7 protein-coding genes are annotated in these 11,362 nt (G+C 40.6%); 3 read left to right on the top strand and 4 right to left on the bottom strand.

Annotated elements, in window-relative coordinates; translation table 11 throughout:
• Positions 1-992: 992 nt before the first annotated feature.
• The 3 genes from hisA to WAZ74_RS05520 all read left to right on the top strand — a co-directional run bounded on the left by hisA (position 993) and on the right by WAZ74_RS05520 (position 3,955).
• Positions 993-1,736 carry a 1-(5-phosphoribosyl)-5-[(5-phosphoribosylamino)methylideneamino]imidazole-4-carboxamide isomerase gene (hisA, locus tag WAZ74_RS05530; RefSeq protein WP_422306636.1) on the top strand — a complete coding sequence of 248 codons (744 nt, stop codon included), beginning with the start codon at positions 993-995 and terminating at the stop codon, positions 1,734-1,736.
• An 81-nt stretch (positions 1,737-1,817) separates the two neighbouring features.
• Positions 1,818-3,578 (top strand): mechanosensitive ion channel domain-containing protein, encoded by a 1,761-nt coding sequence (locus WAZ74_RS05525; RefSeq protein WP_422306633.1) that lies wholly within the window; start codon positions 1,818-1,820, stop codon positions 3,576-3,578.
• 80 nt (positions 3,579-3,658) lie between these two features.
• Positions 3,659-3,955: a hypothetical protein gene (locus WAZ74_RS05520; RefSeq protein WP_422306631.1), complete on the top strand. Its 297-nt coding sequence runs from the start codon at positions 3,659-3,661 to the stop codon at positions 3,953-3,955.
• An 87-nt stretch (positions 3,956-4,042) separates the two neighbouring features.
• On the opposite strand, the gene rnr is transcribed toward WAZ74_RS05520, so the two are convergent.
• The 4 genes from rnr to thrS all read right to left on the bottom strand — a co-directional run bounded on the left by rnr (position 4,043) and on the right by thrS (position 10,584).
• Complete coding sequence (gene rnr, locus WAZ74_RS05515) at positions 4,043-6,310, bottom strand: ribonuclease R (protein ID WP_422306629.1); 2,268 nt, start codon at positions 6,308-6,310, stop codon at positions 4,043-4,045.
• A 138-nt stretch (positions 6,311-6,448) separates the two neighbouring features.
• Complete coding sequence (locus tag WAZ74_RS05510; protein WP_422306627.1) at positions 6,449-7,687, bottom strand: toxic anion resistance protein; 1,239 nt, start codon at positions 7,685-7,687, stop codon at positions 6,449-6,451.
• Between the two features lie 435 nt (positions 7,688-8,122).
• The gene (gene infC, locus WAZ74_RS05505) at positions 8,123-8,626 is read right to left on the bottom strand and encodes a translation initiation factor IF-3 (protein WP_079692898.1); all 504 of its coding nucleotides are present in this window, start codon (positions 8,624-8,626) and stop codon (positions 8,123-8,125) included.
• Positions 8,627-8,649: 23 nt separating this feature from the next.
• Positions 8,650-10,584 carry a threonine--tRNA ligase gene (gene thrS, locus WAZ74_RS05500; protein ID WP_422306624.1) on the bottom strand — a complete coding sequence of 645 codons (1,935 nt, stop codon included), beginning with the start codon at positions 10,582-10,584 and terminating at the stop codon, positions 8,650-8,652.
• Positions 10,585-11,362: the final 778 nt, after the last annotated feature.

The following is an 11,362-nucleotide window of genomic DNA, read 5'->3' as shown; positions in this document are numbered from 1 at the left end:
GTGCTCAGATATCTCGCGGGAGGGTTCACCAGTGATGGGTAAATCCAAACCTTTTTTGATGGTAATCATAAGCGAAAACTTAGTCCATAGTCTAAAACGATACCAGACGTCCTGTTTGGTATATCGGTAGCATGAACATCTGCGTCATTCAATAAAGCCCCCACGTCTCTCTTCCTATAGTAGGATAGTGACAAAGGATCTCTAAAAATAACGCATGATCATAACTACTAGTAAGAGTATTAACGCTGACCTTAGACTCCTTAACAACACGTTAATGTCTTATTCGAATGACCAAAGTGGCGACTGGCTACCAAGGTGCATACTAAAACACTCAAATCCAATGCCATCCTAAAAGGACAGTTTTAGATAAAATACAGTTTTACTATACGATTTATTAAAATCTTCAAATTCATAATAATTGTGTGATTTAAACAGCGCTATTCATTCGATTGAATATAAATGAGAGATAAATGACTTGTGATACTGAGTGAAAGCTATCTAAGCGCTGTTTAATAACCTATGATTATAGGGCAAGCTTAATGGCTTGATAACAGTAGTTGATAACCCAACTTTTAGCAGAGTTACTAATTCTGCACTGCCATCTATCTTGCGCTCATTGAAATCATCTATAAACAACAGACGATTCGGTTTTATCGCACAAATACAAACTTACCTAGGATTATACGCTAAATTGACCTAAAATTGCCAGTTGGTAATTGGATTTACCTAATGTTGCCAGTAACTATTGGTGCTAAAACTTATGGTTATGACTGTCTGTTTTTTGCAGCTATAAAGGTCATTAATACCAAATAAAATAGATAAATGAGTCATTAGATACTACTGGTATGAATTTTTCATAACCCCCTTTTTAAATTTGTTATTCTAATCGGTTTATATTAAGTTATTGATTAACTGAATTTTTAAAACATCCCGTATCATGAAACTTTGATTGTATTTTTATTATTAATATCGCTTTTTATAAGGAATGCTATATGTGTGCTGTCCCTGTCATTATCCCAGCTATCGATTTAAAAGATGGCAAGTGTGTGCGCTTAAAACAAGGCCGTATGGAAGACGATACGGTATTCTCTGACGACCCAGTAGCAATGGCAGCGCGTTGGGTGAAAGAAGGCGCGCGCCGGTTACATTTAGTCGATTTAAACGGTGCATTTGATGGCGTGCCGGTTCATAGAAGTGTGGTTAATGATATTGCCAAAGCATTCCCTAAGCTGCCGATTCAGCTTGGCGGTGGTGTACGTAACATGAAAACTATCGAGCAATATATCACTGCCGGTTTGACCTATATCATTATTGGTACTAAAGCGGTGGAAGATCCGGAGTTTGTTGCCGAAGCGTGCCGTGAATTTGCGGGTCATATTATCGTTGGTATCGATGCTAAAGACGGTATGGTCGCCACTCATGGTTGGGCAAATGTGACTGATACTAAAGCCACAGAACTTGCTAAGCGCTTTGCTGATGTTGGCGTCTCTTCTATCGTCTATACCGATATTAACCGTGATGGCATGATGCAAGGCGTTAATGTTGAGCAAACGGTCAACTTAGCACGTGAAGGCGGATTACCTGTGATTGCCTCTGGCGGCGTGACGGATATAAAAGACATTGAATTGCTAAAGCCTTACGGCCACTGTATCGAAGGTATTATTACTGGTCGTGCTATTTATGAAGGCACCTTAGATTTGGGCGAAGCGCAAAACTATTTAGACAGTCATAAATAAATTGGACATTTAATCGCCCTTAATAATTTATTCGCAACATTATCTATGCTTAAAATAAATAGATAACGACAAAGGATGCTTATGGCCGCTTATATTGACCATCCCTCTACACGAAAGCAATTGCTCGCGTGGGGTCAATGTCTGCTGCTACTAAGCATCCTTTTTTATAGTTTGCCAGTTTATGCAGCTGGTGAGGAGCTAGCAGGCGTAGCGACCGTACTAGATATCGAAAACACAGTAACGGCTGAGCCAACTAAGCCTTCTAGTGTTGCTAATGATTCTAAGGCCTCTAACGCCTTTGCTGACAGTACTTCTAATGCCTCTGCTAGTAATGGTGCTCCTGATAATTCTTCTAATAGTGATTCTTCCACTAGCAATGTTTCAGATAGTAGTGAATTACCGACAGCGCCTTTGCCCATTACGCCACCGCCTAGTATAGGCGGTGAGAGTACCAATAACGCTCAAATTGAAACCACACCAACTCCATTAAAAGACAATGATATTCGTCAACGTATCAGTGGTATTTTTTCTGAAATTGAAGGTTTAAAAACCGTTGATGTCAGCGTCAAGCAAGGTGTGGTTACCTTAACCGGTGAAACTCCTAATGAGAAAAAAGCTCAGCAAGCCATCAATCTAACCAACCGTTTAACCGATGTGGTCACTGTTGAAGACAAAATCAATCGCACCCTAGATGTGCAAGATAACGTCACCACAGTCTATCAAGGTCTAAAAAATCAAGGTAAGACGCTGATTAAAGCTTTACCGTTATTACTGGTGGGTATTTTAATTTTCGGTATCGTGACATGGTTTGGTAGCTGGTTATCTAATCGGCAAAAAATGTGGCAACGTTTGACACCTAATCCATTTGTCGCTGAATTATTATCACAAACCGTCAGAGTCATTTTTATAATCTTCGGTTTGATACTGGCATTAAGTTTAGTTGGGGCGGAGACCATTTTAGGGACGCTGCTAGGAGGAGCGGGGGTGATTGGTATTGCGGTCGGTTTTGCCGTAAAAGATACCATTGAAAACTATATTGCTTCCTTAATGCTTAGTATTCGCCAGCCGTTTCGTGCTCGTGATCAAATTGTGATTAATGGCAAAGAAGGGATTGTAGTACGTCTAACTTCTCGCGCGACCATTTTGATGACCCTAGACGGTAATCAGCTACGTATTCCTAATGCTGAAGTCTTTAAAAGTACCATCCTAAACTATACTAAAAATCCTGAACGCCGTTTTACCTTTGAGCTAGGTGTTGATGCCAATGATGATCCACTTGCAGCTATTAAGGTCGGAGTTGACGCGATATGTAAGTTAGACTTTGTATTAGAAAAGCCTAAAACCATTGCTATTATTACAGAAGTTGGCGATTCTAACATCCTTCTCGAATTTCAAGTATGGGTTAACCAATCAGAAACTGACTTTTTGAAAGCACGTAGTATCGCTATTCGTGAAACGAAGCACGCTTTAGAAAATGAAGGCTTTAGCTTACCCGAACCTATTTATCGACTACGTTTTAATCATAAGATAGAAAAAGCATTTGCCCACTTACAGGGTAATGGTGACGCTAATAACACTAGCACTGACATCCTAATTACACCCAACACTCCTACCCAAGCAAGTGTTTCTAATATTAATGCAATTGATTTTAATGAAAGTACAATGGATGATAAAGATAAGAAACAAGCGAAAGCGCGTGCTAAGCATATCTTGCAAGGACATAATGACGATGACGTACTTAGCGCACGTCCCGATGAGAAGCTAATGGAAAAAGTGGAACAAGAAATCGCTGAGAATACAGATGAGCCTGACTTATTGGATAAGAACAGCCCGCAAGAGTAGTTGATGTATAAAAGTAGGCACGAAAAATGCAGAAAAACGTATATTAAAACATTTTATTCTAAATATACGAGACGCTACCCATGGAAATGAAACACATCATTATTTTTGCATTAGCAGGTTTTGTTCTATTAATTGGTTTTAATATGATGAGTGGTGGCCGTGATGATAGTAATGCTACAGCCGTAGTTGATAGCAACGAGCCAGCATCTGCTTCTACGCCAACAGACACTACTACGCAATCAGCTGCATCAGAAAGTATTGCAAGTCAGCCTTTAGGTCAGCAACCGAAAGCCATTCTTGATAATGCTACCAGCAAGATAGATCAGGCACAGCAAGCGGATAAGGAACGTTTAGACCAGATGAGCAGTGCGCAATAATGATTTAAGCAGCTGTTATAAAGTACCAAACATAAAAAAGGCTAACGATAACGTTAGCCTTTTTTATTATAAGATTTTTATTCAAACCTAGCTTTTCTTGCTAGCGCCTTTATTGTTGCGGCTACTCGTTTTCTTAGCTGGGCTCTTCTTAGCTGGATTCGCTTTGCTTTGATTCATCTTGCTTGCTTGCAGCTTTTCTTTTAAATCAAAGTCAATTTGTAGCAGATCCATATTTACGCCAGCTACTTTTACTTTGACTGAATCACCCAAGCCGAATAACGTGCCTTTGTCTTTACCGACAAGCTGCTGTTGCTGCTCATCATAGACAAAGAAGTCATTGCCGACGTTCGAGATATGGACTAAGCCATCGATATAAAGATCAGTTAATGTGACGAATAAACCGAAGCTTGTAACCGTAGTCACCACACCCTCGAACTCTTCGCCGACATGATCTTTCATATAATGACATTTGAGCCACGACTCTACATAGCGTGATGCTTTTTCAGCACGGCGTTCTGTATCTGAGGTTTGCGTACCAGCCCCATCTAAAGAGAATTCCATTACTGGCTGCGGGCTATTGGTCACCTTTGATTTAATGGCGCGATGTAGCATTAAATCAGGGTAACGGCGAATAGGCGAGGTAAAGTGGCTATATTCGTCATACGCCAAACCAAAGTGACCGATATTGTCGGGTGAATAATTGGCCTGCATCATCGAGCGCAATAACATGCTATGAATGCTAATCGCATCAGGACGGTCTTTAGTTGCTTCGATAATTCGCTGATAATCTGCTTGGGTTGGGCTTTCTTCTGGGAAGCTTAGACCAAAGTTTTTAGCATATTCATGAATACGCATCGACTTTTCGCCATCAGGCTTATCATGGTTACGATATAAAACAGGCAGCTCGTTTTTTAGCGCGAAGTTTGCAGCAGATGTATTGGCAAGCAGCATGCACTCTTCAATCAATTTGTGCGCATCACCACGAGTACGTGGCAAGATAGCAGCGATACCACCTTTTTCATTAAACTCAATATAAGTCTCAACCGTTTCAAACTCCATCGCATGACGTTCTTCACGCTTTTTGAGCAGTAACTCATACAATTGATGTAAGGTATCGACCGACTTTTTGACTTCTTTATTTTCGGTTAATGACTTAGGCACACTGCTATCTTTTGGATTGGCAAGATAGTCATTCACTTGATCATATGTTAAGCGCGCCTGTGAATTCATCACTGCCGGATAAAAGTCATAACCCGTGACATTACCTGCGCGAGAGACTTTAATATCGGCAACCATACATAAGCGATCGACGTTAGGGTTCAATGAACACAGACCGTTTGATAGTACTTCGGGCAACATCGGAATCACACGGTGCGGGAAGTATACTGAAGTACCACGCTCGAAAGCATCTAAATCAAGCGGAGAGTTTGGGGTGACATAATGACTGACATCAGCAATTGCGACTAAAACGCGATAGTTACCACCACTACGTTTTTCAGCAAATACGGCATCATCGAAATCACGTGCATCTGCGCCATCAATGGTAATCAACGGAACATCACGTAAATCAATACGACCTTTTAAGTCTTTTCCACTTGGCTCACGATAGTCATTGGCTTGTTTGAGTGCTGCTTCATTAAACTCAGAAGGAATATCGTAGTTTAATAGAGTGGTCTCAATAATCAGCTCGCGGTCATTGTCATCATTGAGTAATTCAGTGATTTTACCCGTCGCAAACTCATGTTGGTTCGGCCAATCGATGACATCCACTTTTACAGGGCTACCGATTTTCGCGCCCAGTGCTTGCACATTATCTTCAGTAACGGTAATCGGTTGATGATTGTTAGGGCTACCGAGCTCTACGCAATAACCATCTTCATCCTGAGCAAGTGTGCCAATAAAATGGTTTTGATGACGTTCGGTCACATCGACAATACGACCTTCCATGCGACCACGATTATCGGTTGATGTCCCGATAGCATCAACGATATCGCCATTGAATACCCAGCGCATTTGTTTTTCATGCAAAAATAAATCAGGCATATCAGCTAATAATACAAAGCCAAAGCCTTTAGGGTGGGCTGACACTGTGCCTCTAACGACATCGTGCTGCGTCACTGTACGAAAGCGATAAGGGCGACCATCGCGATTGACCTGTCCATCACGAACCATCGCTTTCAGGCGATTGCCTAAAGCATCAAATTGATCAGGATCAGTGATATTAAAAACTTTTGCCAACTGCTGATGCGTAAGTTCACCTTGCTCTGTAATCGTGCTCAATATCAGCTCACGACTAGGAACAGGGTTAATGTATTTTTGGGCTTCAGCCGAGGCGTTTGGATCATTCCAACTCATAAAGTACCGTATCTGTTTTAAATTATTAATAAGGACTATCTTAACACGAACAACGCTGTAATATCTTGCGTCAATTGTCTTATGTGCGTCCGATAGCAGGTAACGGTTACCTTCAATAATAAAAGTAACCGATGTATTTTAGATATCGATAGAGCCGGATTTATTCGTAATTTTCTTAGTATCCAACTCTTTTGATACTTCAAGCACGGTAGTTTGATTTGACTTATCTAAGTACTTTTGTGCTTTATCCACTTCCGTCGTCAATGTGTTGACCGTTTGCTTCATGTTTTCTAGCGCTTCAAGTTTATAATTACTAATCATATCCATCGTATCATAGACATTATTGAAGGCGTTTTGTAATTTATCAAGCTCAATGGTGCTGCTGGTCGCTTGCTCATGAATCTCGCCTGATTGGCGTTTTAGCATCGCCGAGGTCGATTCAATTAAACTGCTGGTTGTTTTGTTTAAAGCAGTAATCTGGTCAAGGACAAGCTTCTGATTGGTCATTGCTTGAGCCACTATTACCGCCGTACGCAATGCCGATACAGTAGTCGTAGTCGCACGATCAACCCCTTTAATGAGCTCCAAATTATTACGGCGAATGGTATCAAGCGCCAAGTAGCCTTGGACGTTTACAGCCAATTGGGTCAAAAAGTCTGTATTCTTTTGGCGCACATAAAATAGCATCTCTTCCTTAATAATACGCGCTTTTTCAGGGTCAGTTGCTTCTATTGCATAGACTTTTTGTTCTAGCTGCTCGTCAATTTTTTTGCCAACATAGACGTATTGACGAATAGACTGCATCAATTCCCACATGTTGACTTTTTCTTGCTCAATCATGGCGTTGTCTTTGAGCAGCTCATCTTTACCATTATAAAGGCTTGTCACTACCGCATTGATATGGGATTGCGCTGACTCGTATTGGCGAAAGTAATCTTGTACTTTATTACCAAATGGGATGAGACCAAACAGCTTACGTGAGCTGGTCAGCTCTTTCTTACTAGGGTCTAAATCTTCGACAATGCCGCGCAGCTCAGTAAGAGACTTAGCAATTGGTGAGTTATCAAATAAGCTATCATTGAGACTTTTAGCTGGCAACTCTAACATCCGGTTAGATACTTGCGCCGATTCGCGAATTTCTTTATTACCCAAGTTATGAATAGATTGGACGTTTTGCTTAAACTCAGAGCTGTGCACTGAATTGTTGATCACGTGATCGACAAAAGCATCAACTTTGGCATCAAGTTCTGGAAGTTGACTTTCATCCAACTTGACCATTTGGTCGGCTTCGCTTTTTTGTATTTCTTTAACTGCTGCCGGCGCAGTCAAAGTGATACTTGGTGTAGAGGTGTTTTCGGGTGGGGTTAATTCTTGCATAGAGTTTCCTATAATATCTGAAAAGAGTTTTTATTTATTGTTAATGCCATTAATAATGTTTGGGATAGACGTTATTGTTATTTGTTTAATCGTTTTTATTAGAATTATTATTAAGAGGTACAAAATAGACCTTTAGATTACCGTGTAATGAAAAGGTTGAGAAGATGGGTTTTGTAAAGCAGCGTAGGCTTCATATGTTTACAAGTCATACAGTATTACTGCCAGAAGTTCTTTGCAGTATTTGTCATGCTTGCGAACAGCAAGCAAGAAAAATTCATAGCAGTAGAACGTTACTATAATTTTTTTATTTTAAGCTGACTGTATTTATAGATTTACATACCAAAAAACCACCAATATCCCGCAGCATATTGATGGTTAAGATTATAAATATCTATATAGATTTACAGCAACCGCCAATGGTGGTTATCTATTAGATTATTTTTTCTTAGTAGGACCTAACAGCATACCCATTTGACGACCTTCCATCTTAGGGTACTGTTCGACGTTTGAGATATCTGCAGTGTCTTCAATGATACGGTCAAGTTGTTTGCGACCAATCTCTTGGTGCGCCATTTCACGTCCGCGGAAACGAATGCTAATTTTAACTTTATCTTGGTCTTCTAAGAAGCTAACGATTTTTCTCAGTTTAACCTGATAATCGGCTTCTTCGGTGCTAGGACGTAGCTTCATTTCTTTCAGCTGAGTCTGTTTTTGGTTTTTCTTAGCTTCTTTCGCCTTTTGCTTCTGATCATAGAGAAAATGCTTATAATCCATGATTTTACATACCGGCGGTTTGGCTTCGGGAACCAATTCGACCAAATCTAGACTGTCTTCACGTGCTGCTTTCATCGCGGTTTCGATATCGACCACGCCCATTTGCTCGCCATCTTCTTTAACCAGACGGACTTCTTTGGCACTGATATCTTCATTGATGTTCAAACGGTTTGACTGTTTAATAGGTATTACTCCTGATCTGTTTTTTGATTCTGTCGGCCTTTTTCGGTGACAGCTGTCTCTACTAATGTGATAAATTCAGCTACGCTCATCACGCCTAGATTTTCGCCTTCGCGGGTTCGGACGTTGACGCTGCCTGATTCGACTTCTTTATCCCCTAATACTAGCATATAGGGAATACGTTCTAATGTTTTCTCTCGTATCTTAAATCCAATCTTTTCGTTACGCAAGTCACTAATGGCGCGTAAGCCTGCTTTTTTCAACTCACTAACGACATTTTCGCAGGTTTCTGCTTGTTTATCAGTGATATTCATCACCACCACTTGTTGCGGCGCAAGCCATACAGGCATCCAACCAGCATAGTGTTCGATCAACATACCAATAAAACGCTCAAATGATCCTAGAATGGCACGGTGCAACATAATAGGCACTTCGCGCTCGCCATGCTCATTGACGAATTCTGCATCAAGACGTTCAGGCATGTTTGGATCGACCTGAATCGTACCGCACTGCCAGACGCGACCTAAGCAATCTTTAAGACTAAATTCGATTTTAGGACCATAAAAAGCGCCTTCGCCCGGTAGATATTCCCAATCAAGGCCTGAGTTATCTAGCGCATCAGCCAATGCTTTTTCGGCAAAGTCCCAAGCTTCTTCACTACCGACACGCTTTTCAGGGCGGGTAGACAGCTTCATAATAATGTCTTTAAAACCAAAATCATCATAGACATCGAGGGTGAGCTTAATAAAGTCTGCCACTTCCTGTTGAATTTGTGCTTGGGTACAAAAGATATGTGCATCATCTTGAGTGAAACCACGGACGCGCATCAAGCCATGCAGCGAGCCCGAAGGTTCGTTACGGTGACACGAGCCGAACTCCGCCATACGTAATGGCAATTCACGGTAAGACTTTAAGCCTTGATTAAATACCTGTACATGACAAGGACAGTTCATTGGCTTTACCGCATAATCACGGCTTTCACTAGAAGTAGTGAACATATTGGTGGCATAGTTGCCCCAATGTCCTGAACGTTCCCACAAGCTACGATCGACGATTTGCGGCGTTTTAATTTCTTCATAGCCATTATCATGTTGTACTTTACGCATATATTGTTCAAGTACTTGATAAATCGTCCAACCGTTCGGGTGCCAAAAAACCATACCCGGTGCTTGCTCTTGCATATGGAATAGGTTTAACGCTTTACCAATTTTACGGTGATCGCGTTTTTCTGCTTCTTCAATACGCTGAATATAAGCTTTTAAATCTTTTTTATCTGCCCAAGCTGTCCCATAAATACGTTGTAGCTGTTCGTTCTTTGCATCACCGCGCCAATACGCGCCTGACATCTTTGTTAGTTTAAAAACTTTTAAGAATCTTGTGCTTGGCACGTGCGGACCACGGCACATATCGACATATTCTTGATGGTGATAGAGACCAAAAGCCTCTTCGCCTGGCATATCATTAATAAGCTTAAGCTTATAATCTTCATTACGTGACTCAAAGATCTCAATCACTTCAGCACGTGGCGTCATCTTCTTAATAACGTCATAATCTTGCTTGATAAGCTCCATCATGCGCTTTTCGATTTTTTCCATGTGCTCAGGTGTAAACGGCGTTTCACTATAAATGTCATAATAAAAGCCATCATCGATAACCGGACCAATCACCATTTTTACATCAGGATATAGCTGCTTAACCGCATGACCTAATAGGTGGGCACAAGAATGGCGAATAATATCGACACCGTCATCATCTCTTGGCGTTATGATCTCGACTTTAGCATCAGCAACGATAGGGTCGTGTGCATCCACTAAATGACCATTCACACGTCCAGCGACGGTCGCTTTAGCAAGTCCTGTCCCAATACTTTGTGCCACTTCCATGACGGTCGTATTACCTTCGAAGTTTTTTACGCTACCATCGGGTAAAGTAATCGCTACCATAATCTATTCACCTTTTTGAGTCCGTTGGCAGTGATGATTGCAACCATCAATCATATAACCTTGAGACTACGTCAATTATATCCAGCACTGTGATATGTTGTAAGAAAGAGATACTACTTAAAAGTATTGAGCTTAGATTCATACAGCATTAGGATTAATGGTCACCTAATAGCTATAGTCGAATCACCATAATGTAAAACGAGCTACCTTCTATATAAGGCTAGGCAGAATTACTATTAAGTAATGTTATAAAAGCGGCTATTATAGCAAAAACTGTTTATTAACACTAGATAGCAAGGCACAGCGTATAGCTTCACATTCTCATATCTTATATAAAACGGCCGTTCTATCTATGTAGTGGTTCCACCTATAATAGATAGATATGAATAATAGGTATATAAGCAATTCTTATTAGGCATATAAGAGTTAAAGATACAGTTATCAATACCTTGTTAGCTAAACCAATTATAAGTTGGTATAGTTAACTATTGAAACAGTAAGCAGTCTTATAGATGGGGTTGAATAGGGTAGTATAATAAACTACATGTAATATAGGAGTCTAAAAGGCATATAGATTCCAATGGAAAGAAACTAAAGTTCGGATGGTTATTAAGACTAAGAGATTATAAATCGTAAGTTGAAATTTAATTTTAACCCCAACCCCTTGATAACTATACTACTATTAAGCTATCGAGTTATATCTCTCAAATAACCCTTCGAAACCCCTTGACCCTCTTTCAAATGTGCGTATAATGCCACCCAGTCGGAAGGGAAGGCG

Origin of the sequence: Psychrobacter sp., from assembly GCF_049295055.1 — a bacterium.
Taxonomy (GTDB): Bacteria; Pseudomonadota; Gammaproteobacteria; order Pseudomonadales; family Moraxellaceae; genus Psychrobacter.
The sequence above is the reverse complement of the archived record's forward strand: the minus strand, read 5'-3'. Positions and strand labels throughout refer to the sequence as shown.